A 15,160-nucleotide genomic window follows, 5' to 3' on the forward strand; every position below is an offset into this window, starting at 1 on the left:
CGCCTCACGAGTAGCTGCGCACCAGCGCTCCCGCGATCAACGACCACCCGTCGGCGATGACGAAGAACGCCAGCTTGAACGGAAGCGACACCGTAGCCGGGGGAACCATCATCATACCCATCGACATCAGCACCGCGGCTACCACCAGATCGATGATCAGGAACGGCAGGAAGATCAGGAACCCGATCTGAAACGCGCGGGCGATCTCGGACAGCATGAAGGACGGCATCAGCACCGACAGAGGCGCCTGCGGCGACAGCTCCAACGTTTCGCCATTCGGCCGCAGGGCAGCCATCGCCCGGAACGTATCGGCATCCAGCCGCGCGGCCATGAATTCGCGAAACGGCACCAGCGCACGCTCCAACGCAGGCTCGACGTCCATCGTTTCCTCGACCATCGGCCGGATTCCGGTGTCCCAGGCCTGGGTGAAAACCGGCTCCATGATGAAATAGGTCAGGAACATCGCCAGGCTGACGATCAGCATGTTGGGCGGCGATTGTTGCAGCCCGATCCCCTGCCGCAGAATTGCCAAAACCGTCACGAGAAACGGAAAACAGGTGACCATGATCGCCAGCCCGGGCGCCAGGCTGAGCACGGTGATCAGAAGAATCAACTGGATCGTGCGCGCCGATATCGAGCCGCCCTCGCCCAGAGACAGCGACATCTCCTGGGCCGAAGCCAGTGCCGGCGCCAGCAACACCGCCGCGAGGATCAGCCAGAATCCGCCGCGCATCATCCCAGCCCGGTCTTGAAATCCGAGATCTCGGTCAGGCGCACGGCAAGCTGGCCAGCATGCTCCCCCTCCATCTCTTCCAGCAGACCACGCGCAACCAGTTGATCGCCGACATACAGGTCGACCGGATCCTCGACACGTTTGTCCAGCGTCAGAACCGCGTTTTCGCCCATGTTCAGCAGGTCGCGAACCAACGGACGCGCCCGGCCGACCGAGACAGTCACTTCGATCGGCACCGTCTCGAACGGGTTGTATTTTTCCGGTTTGGGGGGCTGGTTTTCACTCATTTGACAAAGCCTCTTTTGCCTCGAATACATACGCGTTGAACGCTGCGGCGATCGTCTCCAACAGCGCCGCGCAATCGACCTCGGCGCGGGCCGTGCCGACCTGCAACCGCGCCTGTCCAGGCTGCAGTGCCGGGTCCTCGACCACCTTGGGTGCAGGGTCGATGCCGCCGGGCAACAGCGCCGAGACGTCCTCGGCCGCGCCCGGAGGCACGACCAGGTGCACCGGCTGGGCAACCTGTTCACGTGACAGTTCGCACAACTGTTCGACTACGCGCGCCGCAAAACCCTGATCGATGGCCTGCGGCAGAACCACCTGCACGAGCGACTGGAACATCGGCTCGAGCGACAAGGTCATGCGGGTCAGCGCCTCGTGATAGCTGAAAGACAGGTCCGCGAAGGCGGCGCGCAACTCTTCGGTCAGGGCAGCCCGGCCCTTCCCCTGAGCCTGCAACGCGTCCTCCCAGCCGGCCCCGTATCCCTTTTCAAAGGCTGCGAACCGTTCTTCCTCCAACGCTTCCTCGTCCAGAAGGCGCATCGGGGCGCCTTCGGCCTGGGCGGTGAAATCCTCGAGCAGATGGGCTATCGACATCACACCTTCTCCTCGCTTTCCTCAAGCCAGCTGCGCAGGATTTCGACCGTTTCCTCCTGCTTGTCGCCGATCATGCTGCGCAGACGCGCGACCGCATCCTCGGACGTGGCTTGCGCAATTGCGGGGACCGCGCCTTGGTCGGCGGCCGGGGCAAGCGGCGCGAAATCCTGATCCTGGCCGTCGGCGATCTCGCCGACCAGATATTGGGCATCCGGTGCCGTCGACCGCTCGGCCGCCGGCGGCAATGCCGCGACCGGAGCGTTGGTCAGGATCGGACGGATCACGAACAGCCCCATCACCAGCGACACGATCGCCAATACCGCCATCTGGATCAACGACATCGTGTCCAGATGAATGTTCTGCCAGATCGAGGCCGTGGCCAGGGTTCCCTGCGGCTCCACTTGCGGCAATTCCATCGACTTGAGCGTGATCACGTCCCCGCGTTCGGCATCGAAGCCGACCGCCGAGGCCACCAGTTCGCGCAGGGCCTCAAGCTCGGTGTCGGGCATCGGATGGAACACCGACGCTCCCGACGCATCCACCGTGCGCGTGCCGTTTACCATGACCGCCACGGTCAGGCGCTTGATCGCCCCCGGGGCGCGATGCACTTCCAATTCGGTCTCGGACACCTCGTAGTTCACACGCTCGCGGGTCTGGGTCGCGGTCGAGTTCGATTCGTCCCCGCCGGCGGCATCGCCATCCGGCAGGTTCGACGCCACGGTGACGTCCGAAGACTGGTTGCGCGAGCTGTCCGAGCGTTCCTCGATATCGGTGCTGATGGCAACGCGGCCCTTGGGATCGAACCGCCGCTCGCGGATCGACTCGGTCTCGGTCACGGTATCGACGCTCACCTCGACCACGCCATTTCCGGGCCCGACACGCGCCTCGACTAGGCGCAACACCCGCTCGCGCAGCTGCTTGGCCTTGTCGTCGGCCGTATCGGCAGCGACCGTGGCCTCTTGCGGGCCGACGACCGCGCCGTTGGAATCGATCACCGCAACATCCTCGGGCGCCAATCCGGTCACCGCCGAGGCGACCAAGAATCGGATTGCCTTGGCCTGCTCGGCCGTCACCCGGGCGCCAGCCGGCACAAGATAGACCGAGGCCGTGGGGGCGACCGACCGCTGGAACGGGTTGGACGACCCGTTCGCGATATGCACCCGCGCCTGGCTGACATGGGGACTGCTGACGATGGTGCGGGCCAGTTCACCCTCTTTCGCGCGCCAATAGGCGGCGTCAAACATCTGCGACGTGGTGCCGAACCCGCTGAGCGAATCGAGCAGTTCATAGCCCCGATTGCCATTGGCCGGCAGGCCCTCGGACGCCAGCGTCATGCGCAGTTCATCCCGCTGGGAGGCTGGCACATAGATCGAACCGCCCCGGATCTCATATGCGACGCCGCGTTGATCCAGTGCGCGAACGATGTCGCCCGCCGCGCCGCTTTCCAGCCCGGCATACAACAGGGTCATCGATGGAGAAGTCACCAGCCGCGACATGGCCAGCACACTCAGGAATACCAGGATCGCGGCGCCCGCCACGATGATTTGCTTGCGCCTGTCCAAACTTGCCCAGACAGTTCCGATCTGCTGCACGCTCACCTCCGACTCGCCGACATTCTGTGCGGCTCGTCCCTTGTTTGGACGATTGCCCTTAACAATCGGTTAGTCCCTGCAGGGTTATGACGGTGTCCGAACGCAAGAATGAGGACGCCATGACGGACGCGACTGCAGAACAGGCAGAAGTCCCTGAAAAATCGGGTAAAGCAGGGCTGATCGTTGGGCTCGTGCTGGCCTTGGCTGGCGCTGCCGGCGGGTACTTTATGACCAGTTCAGGGCTGTTGCCGCTGGGCCGCGATTCGCATGAAGAAACGGCGGAAAAGTCCCCCGCCGGCCATGCGGCGCCGAACATTCAGTTCGTCGACCTGCCGGAGGTTATCGTTGCGGTAACCACCGGCGATTCGCGGCACCTGAAATTCCATGCTCAGCTCGAGGTCGAGGCCGGATACGCCTCGGAAGTCGAGGCGATGAAACCCCGAATCGTGGATGTCATGAACAGCTATCTGCGCGCAGTCGATCTGTCGGACCTCGAGGACTCGCTGGCGTTGGTGCGGATTCGCGGCCACTTGCTGCGGCGCATCGGCATGGTCGTGGGCGAGGGCCGGGTGCGTGACGTTCTGGTCATGGAATTCGTGTTGAACTAGGAGGCGAAATTGGAGCTGATTGCGGACATTCTTCTGGCGGCAGGCGCGCTTGGGGCGGGCTTGTACTGTTTCGTTCTGGCCCGGCGCCTCAAGCGGTTCACCGACCTTGAGAAAGGGGTCGGCGGGGCGGTTTCCGTGCTGTCCGCCCAGGCGGAAGAGCTGAGAAAATCCCTGGACGCGGCGCGAGCGGCCTCGGATCAGTCTGGGCAGCGACTGCAAGGCCTGACCGAACGCGCGGAATCGGTTGCCAAACGGCTAGAGCTGATCATGGCCTCGATGCACGATGTGGTGCCCGCGACTGGCTCGGATACCGAAAAAAAGAACGAACCGCCGCAACCTGACGACCTGGTTCGACCTGACGAGCCGCCCGCGGCACCGGCCGAACCGGAATTCAACGAGTCCGAAGCGGGCGAAGCCGACGCAGGAAGCGGCGAAACAGAAAATGGCGAGAGCGCAGGTGAAGTGACAGCGAAAGACGCCTCGGGCGAAGGTGATACCGAGCCGAACGACGAGCCTGACGCAAGGGGCGGTTCGGAGAAGGGCGCCGAGGAGGCAAAAGCGATGCCCAAAGGCGTCCTGTTCTTCCGTCATACGACTCAACGCGGCGAGGCGCGACAATGACCTCCGCCCCGCAACACGCGCAACCGCGGGCGCGCGGAGGGGTATTGACCCTGATCTCCGCCTTGATGATCGGGTCCGCCGTCATCCGATTGGGGCTTGAGGCGGGGCCCGCCCTTGCCCGCGCACCCAAAGCTGCGGCCGAGCACCACGATCCACAACCCCAAGCCTCGGACTTGAACGCGCTTCTGGCCGAGCTGTCGCAGCGGGAAACCGCGCTCCGACAGCGGGAGAACATGCTGCGCGAGAAGGAAAAGGTAGTCGAGATCGCGGAAAAGACGATCGCACAGCGCCTTGCCGATCTGCGGAAGGCCGAAGAGTCGCTGCGGGAAACTCTGGCCGTTGCCGACCAGGCGGCCGAGCGGGATCTGGCGCGTCTGACCGATGTCTACCAGAACATGAAGCCGAAGGACGCCGCAAAGTTATTCGAAACGATGGACCCTGTATTCGCCGCGGGTTTCCTGGCGCGCATGCCCTCGGATACGGCCGCCGGCATCATGGCCGGGCTGAACCCTCAGGTGGCCTATACGATCAGTGTCGTCTTGGCAGGCCGCAATGCCAACGCACCTACGGAGTAGGCCGTTGCCCCACCACTCCAAATGTCGCCCTGTCGGAGAGCAAGCATGATTGGAATTCTTGGTATTGTCGTCATTTTCGCGATGGTTTTCGGCGGTTATCTTGCCGCCGGCGGCAAGATGGCCATCATCCTGAAATCCCTGCCTTTCGAGATGATGATGATCGGTGGGGCCGCCGTCGGCGCTTTCCTGATCAGCAACGACATGTCCGCGGTCAAGCATACGGTCAAGGATCTGGGAAAGGTGTTCAAGGGCCCAAAATGGAAACCCGAAGACTATCGGGACCTGTTGTGCTTGTTATTTTCGCTGATCCGGCTGGCCCGGTCCAACCCGGTCGAGGTCGAGGGGCATATCGAGGATCCGGAAAACTCCTCTCTGTTCGCGGCGTATCCCAAGATTCAGGCCGACAAGGAGGCCGTCGACCTGATCTGCGACACCTTGCGGTCTGCGGCGATGAACTATGATGACCCGCACCAGGTCGAAGAGGTTCTGGAGAAACGCATGGAAGCCAATTTTCACCATGCCATGCATTCCAGCCACGCTCTTCAGACGGTTGCCGACGGCCTGCCGGCCTTGGGAATCGTTGCTGCGGTTCTGGGTGTGATCAAGACCATGGGGTCGATCGACCAGCCGCCGGAGGTTCTGGGCAAGTTGATCGGGGGCGCATTGGTCGGGACCTTCCTGGGGGTGTTTTTGGCTTATGGCCTAGTCGGCCCGTTCGCCGGAAAGCTGAAAGCGGTCGTCGAGGAAGACAACCATTTCTACCAACTGATCAAGGAAGTTTTGGTCGCCAACCTTCACAACCACAACGCGGCGATGTGTATCGAGGTCGGACGGCAGAACACGCCGACCCACAACCGGCCGAATTTCACTGAACTGGAAGAAGCACTAAAGGAAATCAAGCAGGCGGCGGCATGATGCGAAGGCTGGCTATGGCATTTGCTTTTCTGAGCTTCGCGACCGGAGGAGCAGTGGCGCAAACCACCATTCCGGTGCGATCGGGCGAACATGACGGCTATACCCGGCTGGTGGTGCAAGTTCCGACCGGAACCTCCTGGCGGCTGACACATCGCAAGAAGGGGGCCACCCTTTCGCTGGCCCTGACCGACGTGGTGTTCGACATGAAATCGGTATTTACACGCCTGTCGGGCAACCGGCTTTCGGGCCTCACGCAAGCGCAGCCGGGCGCGCCGCTGGAAATGGAATTCGGCTGCGACTGTGCGGCAACCGCTTTTCTGTTCAAGGACACGATGGTCGTGGTGGACATCGCTCCGGGGAAGGCGCTGCCCTTGCCCGATCTCGATATCCCGCCACCGGTTCTTCCCCGCGTGGACCAGGCGACACCGGCCAAAGACCTGCCTTTGACCCATCTGGCCGAACCTTTACTGCGCCTGAGCCGGCAAGACATCGAAGACCGTCTAGCCACCCGCTTCCTGCAGAGTGCCGACCGCGAGATCGTCGATCTCGACCTGTCGGGCGTCGGGCCGCGCGCCTCGACGCCGCCTCCGCCGACTTTGCTTGGGTCCGACCTGTCACCAAACCTGGCGATAACCTCGGTTTTGGACGAGTTGGGCTTCATGGCGAATTTGCCATTGCCAATTCTGGAACCTGGGCCGGCCTGCATCTCGGACGCCGCATTGGACTTCGAGTCCTGGACAGATGGCCGTCCGTTCCATCAGCAGGTGGCAGACCTACGCCGCGCCCTGTTCCAAGAGTTCGATCGCATCGATCCAGACGCCGTGATCAGGCTTGCCGAGGTCCTGACCTATTTCGGCTTCGGAGCCGAAGCGGTACAAACGTTGGGCCTGCTCTCCCAGGTTCCCGAGGAAGCAGAGTGGGTTGCCGGCATTGCGACGGTCATCGATGCGCTTCCATCCGACGGGCCGCCACCATTCGAGGGGTTGCAACGTTGTGACGGTGCAATAGCGCTTTGGGCCGCGCTCGCCCAAGGAGAGTTGCAGCCCGAGGCTCGGCCGGAAACAGTCGAGCAATCGTTCCAACGGTTGCCCGAACATCTGCGGCGCCATCTTGTTCCCAGATTGGCGCAGGTCTTCACGAAGGCCGAAGAACTGGAGGCTGCCCGCAGGATTCTGCGCTCGGTGGAGCGCATCGAGCCAGAAGTCAGCGCCGAAACCAACTTGGCAAAGGCCCAAGTCGCCTCAGCCGCGGAAGACGCGCAAAGCAGCAGAACGTTGCTGAGCAGGGTGATCGAGGATCCCAAGGCGCGGGTCGAAGCTCCGTTGGCTCTGGCAAGGCTGATCGAGCAGCAATGGGCCGACCGTGGCGCGATCACCCAAAGACATCTGGACCTTGCCGGGGCCTATGCCGTTGAACTGAAGAACTCGGAACTCGGGCCCGTCATGGCTCGCAGCCATGCCGTAGCGCTGAGCCTGTTCAACGAGTTTGAACCGGCATTCCGGCTTTCCACGGCTCATGTGGGGGACGCCGATTGGGATGGCACTCAGAACCGTATCCTGCAGTTGATGGCAGAACGGGCGGATGACGGTACTTTCGTCCGCATGACCTTCGCGATGGATCCGTCGCTGGTTCAACGCCTCAGCACCGACACCGCCCTGGCCCTGGCCGAGCGATATGCCGATCTGGGTTTTTCCTCGCAAGTCCGGCGGCTGGTCGACAAAGGGCAAGACCGGACCCGCCAGCGCGACCGAGCATGGCTGCGCGCCCGCGTCGCGATGATGGAAGGCCAGCCGCGACAGGCGCTGGAAGAACTGGCAGACGACCGATCCGAGCGGACCCAGCGTCTGCGGGCCGCGGCACTGACCGAGCTGGGCGAATTTGAGGAAGCCGCAGGGATCCTGACCGAGTTGGGAGAGGATGTCGAGGCCGCCCGGCTGTCGTGGTTTGCGGGTTCGCCAAGGGCGCAGATCAACCTTTCGGACGGTCGAGTGGGCCGGTTGATGGCCTTGAGCGCTGAACTGGATAACGCGGCGGAACGGTCACCGGAATCGCCCTTGAAGGACGCGCGGGAACTGTTGGAGACCAGCACCGGAACGCGCGAAAAAATCCGAGATCTGCTGGCTCTTGTCGAAACGGACGCAGAATGACGACCTTGAACCGACCATGGGCGTCGCGCCGAGGCTTGCAAAGTTCGTCCGCCAGCTCAAGATGGGCTGACCGAAATACAAACCCATGAGACAGGCCCCGAACCGGCCTGTCAGGTCTGGACGAAATGCGCAGTTTTCTGGCCATTCCCGCAACGCCGGATCTGGTGCGGTTCTGCCGCGTCCTACAATCCGGCTTTTCCGGAGGTCGCCCGGTTGTGGCAGAGAATCTGCATGTCACACTGGCTTTTCTGGGGGACACGCCGGAAGAACAACTTTCCGTTCTGCATGTCGAATTGGAGCGCGTTCAGCACCCTGCCTTTTGCATCCGGTTCGACGGTTTGGGAATGTTTGGAAACACCATACACTTGGCCGTTGCGAAAAACCCGTCCTTGCAGGAATTGCAGACGAAAACTCTGCAACTGGCGCGAAGGGCGGGCATCGACGTACCGCGGCGCAGATTTCGGCCGCACATCACCATCCAGCGCGGCGCGAATCCGGCTCTGCTCAAGGGTTTTTCCGGGTTCTTGCCGGATGCGCCAGACATGCCGGTAGACCGGTTCGCGCTTTTCTCCTCGACCCTGACTCCGCAGGGATCGCGGTATGATCGGCTTGCCGACTATCCCCTGCTGCCCGACACCTGACATCGGGCGGGGCGGGCGTTACCGGTCAAGGCCCGGGTAGAGAAAGCTGGCAACTCGGTCGAACCGCGCATCGGGGTCGACCAGGTCGAGAACAGCCTCGGCCAGCGTCTTGGCAACACCCCAGATCTGCGGCATTGCGAATTCCAGGAATTTGTCAATGACATCCTGGCGCGACATCGGCGCTTCGGGGCCACCCCGGGCATGCGTGTCCCCCGAGTGCAACAACCGGCCGTCGCGTGTCGTGACCGAGACGTCCGCCCAGCGTCCGGCTGGAAACCGGGCCGAGTGCCGATCGCATGTTCGAACCGAAATTCGTGACATGAACCCGACCACGTCCGTGTCAGCTAGCCCCGACCCCATCAAGTGTTCCACTCCGATCCGGCCGTGCACCGCTTGCACCGCAACGGCGAAGGGCAGCGAGTACTGAGCCTGAGACGTCGTCTGCGGCACGCCGGAAAACAGCTGGCATGCCTCATGAAAGGTATTGATATCAACATGGGCGATCCGGTCATGGGTCAGACCGTGCGTGTGCATCACCGTGCGCAGCCCGTCTATGGCGGCATGGGCCCAGCGGCAGATCGGATAGGGTTTCACATATTGATGTTCCATCTGCCAAAACGTGCCGAGGTCCTGCCAATAGGGTGCGGCGCGGTCCTCCTCGATGGTGATGGCAGGGGCGCCGGCAAAGCCGCGCTCGGCCAGAATTGCCGCCGACATTCCCACCAGCGCGCCCCAGCCCGAGCCGTCATGCAGCATGGTTGGGTTGGCGATCTCGCGCATCATCTGGCTGCGGGGGCCGTGATATTCGGCAATGCCAAGGCCTTGGCGCAACTGGTCGGATGAATGGCCCCGCAAGCGGGCCGCCATCGCCGCGACGCCCAGTGCGTTCCACGCCCCCGAGGTGTGATAGTCACTGACGGTGGCGTGCAACGTGATACCCGCGCGGCCCGCGATTTCATAGCCGGTGATGACGGCCGCCAAGGCATCGGGTCCGGACAGGTCAGGGCAGTGCTCGGCCAATGCGCACAGCGCGGGTATTGCCACGACACCGATATGCCCCTTGGTCGGGTTGTAGCCGTCGTGCCCGTCGAGATTGTCAGTCTGCGTGGCGGCCGCGTAAGCTGCGCCCGCCAGACTGACCCGGCGCCCATCGCACAGCATCCGCGCCGAGAACGCAGGATCGGTCGTTCCGTACAGCAATGCCGCAGTGTCGCGGGCGATAACACCGGCCTCCATCGGGGTCGAGGCAATCACGATGCCCAAAGTATCCAGCAGCATCAGGGCCGCCGCTTCGCGCGCGCTGTCGGGCATTTTATCCGCCGGGCGGTTTAGAACAAACTCGGCAACGCGGGCAAAGGTTTCGGTCACTTGGCGCCCTCCATCACCGGTTTTTGGTCACGCAATCGCAAGCCCTTGGGGTCGAACGGAGGCGCATGCAAGATCCGTGCCCTGTGCGGCTTGCCCAGGATGAAGACATACACCTCGTCACCCGGCTGGGCGACATCAGGGTTGGCGTATCCGATGGCCAGCGACTTGCCGACCGTGTAGCCATAGGCACCCGAGGTGACGCGCCCGACGGGCGTACCATCTGGGGTAAAGATCGGCTCGCCCCCGCTGGCATCGGCATCGTGCGTGATATTGACCTCGAAAATCGACAACACCTCGCGCGCGGGATTGTCCTTGATCGCCAGCCAGGCCGCCTTGTGCAGGAAATCCTTGTCTGGCTTGATCAACCCATCCAGACCGACCTCGTGCGGCCAGTACTCCTGAGAATACTCACGACCCCACGAGCCATAACCCTTTTCGATCCGCAATGCGCCCAGAGCCCGGCTGCCGACCGGCCCACCACCGCAGGCATGGGCCGCGTCCAGAAGCGCAGTATAGAGTCTGACTTGGTCGCTTTCGGCGCAGTGCAGCTCCCACCCCAGATCGCCGGTGAAGCTGACGCGGATGGCCAGGCAGGTGACGCCGGCAACCTCGATCGTGGCCGAGCGCATGAAGCGGAACGCCGCGTTCGACAGGTCGGCGTTGGTCAGCCGTTGCAAGGCCTCGCGCGATTTCGGGCCAGCGACGTTGAAGCCTGCGATGCGGTTGGTGGCGACTTCGAAGGTGGTGCCTTCGGACAGGTCCACCATGTTGAAGAACCGCTGATGATAGCGTTCGGCCATGCCCGAGCCGATCATCATGTATTCGTCCTCGGCGGTCTTGGTGATGGTGAAATCCCCCGCCACGCCACCGCGCACCGAGATCATCGGGGTCAGGCACGAACGTCCCACCTCGGTCGGAACTCGGTTGGCCACCAGCCGGTCGAGCCAGTCATGCGCGCCCGGCCCCTTGATGACGTAGTTGGCAAAGTTCGAGATGTCGATCACGCCCACGCTCTCGCGCAGCATCCGGGCCTCTTGCCCCACCGGTTCGAACCAGTTTTGGCGGGTGAAGCCGGTGGTCTCGACCGTTCCGGGCCGGTCGGCGAACCACAGCGGGTGTTCCCAGCCGCAGTTGAGGCCGAAGACCGCGCCCATCTGGTTCTGCATCTCATAGGCAGGGCGCACACGAGCGGGGCGGCCAGCGCTGCGTTCTTCGTTCGGGAAGTGGATGGCAAAGCGGTGGGAATATTGGTCGGCGACCCGCGCCTTGGTGAATTTCTTGTCGGTCCAGTCGCCGAACCGCGCCAGATCCCAGGCGAACATGTCGTATTGCGGCTCGCCCTCGATCATCCATTGCGCGGCCAAGAGGCCCAGCCCACCCGATTGCGAGAATCCGGGGACAATACCGGTGCAGCAGAAATAGTTGCGCAGCTCGGGCACCGGCCCCCAGATGGCGTTGGAATCCGGCGACCAGATCATCGGGCCGTTGATCACCCGTTTCACGCCTGCGGTCGCGGCCACCGGCACACGCTCGGTCGCGCGGATCACGTTCTCCATGATCCGGTCCAGATCGTCGGGAAACAGGTCATGGGCGAAATCCAGGGGCGTGCCGTCCTCGGCCCAGAACCGCATGTCCTTCTCGTAGGCGCCGATCAGCAACCCGTTGCCTTCCTGCCGGAAATAATACTCGCCGTCGCGGTCGGCGATCGAGGGCAGACGGCGGCCAAGGGCTGCCACCTCGTCGATCGCCTCGGTTACGAAATACTGGTGTTCGGTCGGTTGCAGCGGCAGCTCCAGCCCGGCCAGCGACGCCACCTCGCGCCCCCACAACCCGGCTGCGTTGACCACCCATTGCGTGTGGATGTCGCCCTTTTCCGTTCGCACAATCCACGAGCCGTCAGGCTGCTGTTCAGTCCCTATTACAGGGCAAAACCGCTGAATCTCGGCCCCCAGCGCGCGCGCTCCGGCGGCATAGGCATGGGTTACGCCCGAGGGGTCCACGTTGCCGCCGTCAGGTTCGTACATGATGCAACGGATGTCGTCGAACTGCGCCAGTGGGTGCAGCTCCATCGCCTGTTCGCGGCTGATCTCATAAAAGTTCAAGCCGTAGAACCGCGCCTTGGCCTCTTGCAGGCGCAGCTGGTGCTCGCGTGCTTCGGTCTGGGCAAGGTAGAGCGACCCGGGCTGGAACACGCCGCAGCCCTGCCCGGTTTCCTGCTCCAGCTGCTTGTACAGGTTCATCGTGTAGTGCTGGATGCGGGTGACGTTGTTGTTATCGTGCAGCCCATGGATATTGGCCGCCGCGTGCCACGTTGAACCGCTGGTCAGCTCGTCCCGTTCCAGCAGGATCACGTCGGTCCAGCCCAGCTTGGCAAGATGGTAGAGGATCGAACAACCGACAAGGCCCCCTCCGATCACGACGGCCTGTGCATGGGTTCTCATTGGGCTTCTCTCCTGACTGGCGGGGGCGCGTCACCCCTCTGCTTCAGAAGTCAGCCACAGTGTGCGGACACCGTATGCTCTGTTCCCGACCCCAAATGTCGGGAACAGGGCAAGTTGGACGGAATCCCGGTTTGGGATCGTCTAGTAAGGCGCCTCGACGTCGTTCATCGAAACATAGACGGTTTTCATTTCCGAATAGTGGTTGATCGCCAGCTTCGAGTTCTCGCGCCCGACGCCCGACATTTTCGACCCACCGAACGGCGCCTCGACCGGGGCCAGGTTGTAGGTGTTGATGTAGCAGGTGCCTGCCTCGAAACCGGCCACCACGCGATGAGCGCGGGTCAGGTCGTTGGTGAACACGCCGGCGGCCAGGCCGAACTCGGTGGCGTTGGCGCGGGCCATCACCTCGTCTTCGGTTTCGAAATCCAGCACCGACATGACGGGGCCGAAGATTTCCTCGCGGGCGATGGTCATGTCGTCGGTCACGTCGGCAAAGACCGTTGGCTGAAGGTAGAAGCCCGGGCGATCCAGCCGCGCGCCGCCATGGACCAGCCGTGCGCCCTCGGCCTTGCCCTTCTCGATATAGCCCAGAACGATGTTCATCTGGTTCTCGCTGACCATCGGGCCGAAATTCACGGCCTCATCCATCGGGTCGCCGATCTTCACCTTGGCCAGACGTTCGGTCAGTCGGGTCAGAAAGGCCTCTTTGATGCCTTTCTGCACGAAGACCCGGGTGCCGTTGGAACAGACCTGGCCCGAGGAATAGAAATTGCCCAGGATCGCACCCGAGACGGCGTTTTCGATATCGGCGTCGTCGAACACGATCAGGGGCGACTTGCCGCCCAGTTCCATCGTGACGTGTTTCATGCCCTCGGCGGCGGCGGCATAGACCTTGCGGCCCGTGGGCACCGATCCGGTCAGCGACACCTTGGCCACGCGCGGGTCGGTGACCAGCGCGGCGCCCACATCGCCATAGCCCTGAACCACGTTGTAGATGCCCTTGGGCGCGCCGGCCTCGATCAGGATCTCGGCCACTTTCAGCGCTGACAGGGGCGTGGTTTCCGAGGGTTTGAACACCATCGCATTGCCACATGCCAGCGCCGGGGCACCCTTCCAGCAGGCGATCTGGGTGGGGTAGTTCCACGCGCCGATGCCGACGCAGACGCCCAGCGCCTCGCGGATGGTATAGACGAAATCACCGCTGCCCAGCGGGATATGCTCGCCGGTCAGCGACCCGGCCAGTCCGCCGAAATATTCCAGCGCGTCCGCGCCCGAGGTCGCATCGGCCACCAGCGTTTCCTGCAACGGCTTGCCGGTGTCATGGGTTTCGAGGATCGACAACTCGCGGTTGCGCTCGCGCATGATGTCGGCGGCGCGGCGCAGGATGCGGCCGCGCTCGGTCCCGGTCATCGCCGCCCAGGTTTTTTGAGCGCGTTTTGCACTGTTTAGAGCCTGTTCAATGATCTGCGGCGTCGCCGAATGCAGGCGGGCGATGACCTCGCCCGTAGCCGGATAGATCACGTCGATCGGGGTGCCTGCGGTGTCTTCGACATATTCGCCATCGATGAAATGGCTGGCCGTGGGCTGAAATTTCATGGCGGATCCTTTTCTTGCGGGGCCGCCGGTCAGGCCAGCGGCAAATGGGTTCCAACCGCAGTTAAGGGTTGTTGATTGGTCAGTCAATAAAACACTGGCATCGGCCAGTTTCCGCCGCTGAATCCGCAAGAAAACTTGAAAAATTTGGTTAATGTTCCATTTATGTTCCACATGATCGGAGGATTGCACGATGCAACGGTCCCGGCAGATTACGGCCCGGATGGAGCCCACAAACGACTATCACCTACTGCCGGTCACGGATCGGCAGATGCGCTATGCCCGCGCGATCGCCCATCAGGCCGCGCTGGAGATTCCCGTCGAAGCGCAGCGTGACCGACGGTCAATGTCCGATTGGATTTCAGCACACAAACCAAGGGACACGTCGCCCTTTGCAAACTATCCCACCGGCAAGCAGGTGGCATTTGCCGAACGTATTTCGCGCAGCAAGCGCCGCCCGATCCCGGATGAGTGCTTTCGCGACAAACGTGCCATGTCACAGTGGATCGACCGCAACAAGTAAGCGTCAGTGGTTTCGCCGGGCGCGATGGGTGCTGCCGTACAGGCCCACGGCGGCGGCCACGAACAGGCCCAGCAGGATATATCCGGTGATGGCCTCGGCCACGGCCAGGGCCCGGCAGACGCCGATGGGCCGCAGGTCGCCGAACCCGACCGTAGTGAAGGTGACATACGAGAAATACAGCACATCGCTGGGGCGGCGCGCGCCCTCGACACACAGGTCGTGATACCCATATGACCCATAGACGGCTGCAAACAGGAACGGCACCGCCTGAATGAACGAGATCCCCATCAGCAGCAGCTGCCGCTTGGGGTTGCGAACCCGAGTCATGTAGTACCAGGTCTGCCACACCAGCAAAAACGCCAGCCCGATCGTCGTGGCGGTCCCGATCGTGGTGCCCGCGGTCGCCTCGTTCAGATGCGACAGCAGATACCAGGCCATCGTGCTGACAAGAATCAGCCCCAGCGCGGCCAGCAATGTGGGCTTCCAGTCCTCGAAGGTGGTTGGGTCGGCGGGCATCTGTCATCCTC

15 protein-coding genes are annotated in these 15,160 nt (G+C 62.8%); 7 read left to right on the forward strand and 8 right to left on the reverse strand.

Annotated elements, in window-relative coordinates; translation table 11 throughout:
• Window positions 1–4: 4 nt before the first annotated feature.
• From fliP to fliF, 4 genes are read right to left on the reverse strand one after another with little or no spacing between them, the layout of a single operon-like run.
• On the reverse strand, window positions 5–736 hold the full coding sequence (gene fliP, locus AC2FNS_RS03235; protein ID WP_496710858.1) for a flagellar type III secretion system pore protein FliP: 732 nt from the start codon (window positions 734–736) through the stop codon (window positions 5–7).
• The gene (locus AC2FNS_RS03240; RefSeq protein WP_496710859.1) at window positions 733–1,020 is read right to left on the reverse strand and encodes a FliM/FliN family flagellar motor switch protein; all 288 of its coding nucleotides are present in this window, start codon (window positions 1,018–1,020) and stop codon (window positions 733–735) included. The genes fliP and AC2FNS_RS03240 overlap by 4 nt, the downstream gene beginning before the upstream one ends.
• Window positions 1,013–1,609: a FliH/SctL family protein gene (locus AC2FNS_RS03245; RefSeq protein ID WP_496743283.1), complete on the reverse strand. Its 597-nt coding sequence runs from the start codon at window positions 1,607–1,609 to the stop codon at window positions 1,013–1,015. Before AC2FNS_RS03245 ends, AC2FNS_RS03240 begins: the two co-directional genes overlap by 8 nt.
• Window positions 1,609–3,201, reverse strand: coding sequence for a flagellar basal-body MS-ring/collar protein FliF (gene fliF, locus AC2FNS_RS03250; RefSeq protein ID WP_496710861.1), 1,593 nt, complete (start codon window positions 3,199–3,201; stop codon window positions 1,609–1,611). The genes AC2FNS_RS03245 and fliF overlap by 1 nt, the downstream gene beginning before the upstream one ends.
• 86 nt (window positions 3,202–3,287) lie before the next feature.
• Between fliF and AC2FNS_RS03255 the strand changes: the two genes are divergently transcribed.
• The 6 genes from AC2FNS_RS03255 to thpR all read left to right on the forward strand — a co-directional run bounded on the left by AC2FNS_RS03255 (window position 3,288) and on the right by thpR (window position 8,708).
• The gene (locus tag AC2FNS_RS03255) at window positions 3,288–3,809 is read left to right on the forward strand and encodes a flagellar basal body-associated FliL family protein (protein WP_496710862.1); all 522 of its coding nucleotides are present in this window, start codon (window positions 3,288–3,290) and stop codon (window positions 3,807–3,809) included.
• A gap of 9 nt (window positions 3,810–3,818) precedes the next feature.
• A complete protein-coding gene (locus AC2FNS_RS03260) occupies window positions 3,819–4,430 on the forward strand; it encodes a hypothetical protein (RefSeq protein ID WP_496710863.1) in 612 nt (203 codons plus the stop codon).
• On the forward strand, window positions 4,427–5,005 hold the full coding sequence (locus AC2FNS_RS03265; RefSeq protein WP_496680008.1) for a MotE family protein: 579 nt from the start codon (window positions 4,427–4,429) through the stop codon (window positions 5,003–5,005). Before AC2FNS_RS03260 ends, AC2FNS_RS03265 begins: the two co-directional genes overlap by 4 nt.
• A 45-nt stretch (window positions 5,006–5,050) precedes the next feature.
• Window positions 5,051–5,920, forward strand: a complete 870-nt coding sequence (gene motA / locus AC2FNS_RS03270; RefSeq protein ID WP_496680009.1) for a flagellar motor stator protein MotA — start codon at window positions 5,051–5,053, stop codon at window positions 5,918–5,920.
• Between the two features lie 14 nt (window positions 5,921–5,934).
• A complete protein-coding gene (locus AC2FNS_RS03275; RefSeq protein ID WP_496803772.1) occupies window positions 5,935–8,067 on the forward strand; it encodes a hypothetical protein in 2,133 nt (710 codons plus the stop codon).
• A gap of 125 nt (window positions 8,068–8,192) precedes the next feature.
• Window positions 8,193–8,708, forward strand: coding sequence for an RNA 2',3'-cyclic phosphodiesterase (thpR, locus tag AC2FNS_RS03280; protein WP_496680012.1), 516 nt, complete (start codon window positions 8,193–8,195; stop codon window positions 8,706–8,708).
• A gap of 18 nt (window positions 8,709–8,726) precedes the next feature.
• Here thpR and AC2FNS_RS03285 read toward each other — a convergent pair whose 3' ends face one another.
• The 3 genes from AC2FNS_RS03285 to betB form a co-directional block, all read right to left on the reverse strand.
• On the reverse strand, window positions 8,727–10,076 hold the full coding sequence (locus AC2FNS_RS03285; RefSeq protein ID WP_496803773.1) for an MmgE/PrpD family protein: 1,350 nt from the start codon (window positions 10,074–10,076) through the stop codon (window positions 8,727–8,729).
• Window positions 10,073–12,517, reverse strand: coding sequence for a GcvT family protein (locus tag AC2FNS_RS03290; protein ID WP_496713243.1), 2,445 nt, complete (start codon window positions 12,515–12,517; stop codon window positions 10,073–10,075). Before AC2FNS_RS03290 ends, AC2FNS_RS03285 begins: the two co-directional genes overlap by 4 nt.
• Before the next feature lie 141 nt (window positions 12,518–12,658).
• Window positions 12,659–14,113, reverse strand: coding sequence for a betaine-aldehyde dehydrogenase (gene betB, locus AC2FNS_RS03295; RefSeq protein WP_496680016.1), 1,455 nt, complete (start codon window positions 14,111–14,113; stop codon window positions 12,659–12,661).
• Between the two features lie 190 nt (window positions 14,114–14,303).
• Between betB and AC2FNS_RS03300 the strand changes: the two genes are divergently transcribed.
• Complete coding sequence (locus tag AC2FNS_RS03300) at window positions 14,304–14,633, forward strand: hypothetical protein (protein ID WP_496689552.1); 330 nt, start codon at window positions 14,304–14,306, stop codon at window positions 14,631–14,633.
• 3 nt (window positions 14,634–14,636) lie between these two features.
• On the opposite strand, the gene AC2FNS_RS03305 is transcribed toward AC2FNS_RS03300, so the two are convergent.
• Window positions 14,637–15,149, reverse strand: coding sequence for a potassium channel family protein (locus AC2FNS_RS03305; RefSeq protein ID WP_496680019.1), 513 nt, complete (start codon window positions 15,147–15,149; stop codon window positions 14,637–14,639).
• Window positions 15,150–15,160: the final 11 nt, after the last annotated feature.

It is taken from the genome of Ruegeria sp. BHSA191 (assembly GCF_059613325.1).

What these genes read in the sequence shown, in the direction of transcription:
- fliP (WP_496710858.1), bottom strand. Translation starts at nt 736, where the DNA reads ATGATGCGCGGCGGATTCTGGCTGATCCTCGCGGCGGTGTTGCTGGCG.
- AC2FNS_RS03240 (WP_496710859.1), bottom strand. Translation starts at nt 1,020, where the DNA reads ATGAGTGAAAACCAGCCCCCCAAACCGGAAAAATACAACCCGTTCGAG.
- AC2FNS_RS03245 (WP_496743283.1), bottom strand. Translation starts at nt 1,609, where the DNA reads ATGTCGATAGCCCATCTGCTCGAGGATTTCACCGCCCAGGCCGAAGGC.
- AC2FNS_RS03255 (WP_496710862.1), top strand. Translation starts at nt 3,288, where the DNA reads ATGACGGTGTCCGAACGCAAGAATGAGGACGCCATGACGGACGCGACT.
- AC2FNS_RS03300 (WP_496689552.1), top strand. Translation starts at nt 14,304, where the DNA reads ATGCAACGGTCCCGGCAGATTACGGCCCGGATGGAGCCCACAAACGAC.
- AC2FNS_RS03275 (WP_496803772.1), top strand. Translation starts at nt 5,935, where the DNA reads ATGGCATTTGCTTTTCTGAGCTTCGCGACCGGAGGAGCAGTGGCGCAA.
- AC2FNS_RS03265 (WP_496680008.1), top strand. Translation starts at nt 4,427, where the DNA reads ATGACCTCCGCCCCGCAACACGCGCAACCGCGGGCGCGCGGAGGGGTA.
- motA (WP_496680009.1), top strand. Translation starts at nt 5,051, where the DNA reads ATGATTGGAATTCTTGGTATTGTCGTCATTTTCGCGATGGTTTTCGGC.
- AC2FNS_RS03305 (WP_496680019.1), bottom strand. Translation starts at nt 15,149, where the DNA reads ATGCCCGCCGACCCAACCACCTTCGAGGACTGGAAGCCCACATTGCTG.
- thpR (WP_496680012.1), top strand. Translation starts at nt 8,193, where the DNA reads ATGCGCAGTTTTCTGGCCATTCCCGCAACGCCGGATCTGGTGCGGTTC.
- AC2FNS_RS03290 (WP_496713243.1), bottom strand. Translation starts at nt 12,517, where the DNA reads ATGAGAACCCATGCACAGGCCGTCGTGATCGGAGGGGGCCTTGTCGGT.
- betB (WP_496680016.1), bottom strand. Translation starts at nt 14,113, where the DNA reads ATGAAATTTCAGCCCACGGCCAGCCATTTCATCGATGGCGAATATGTC.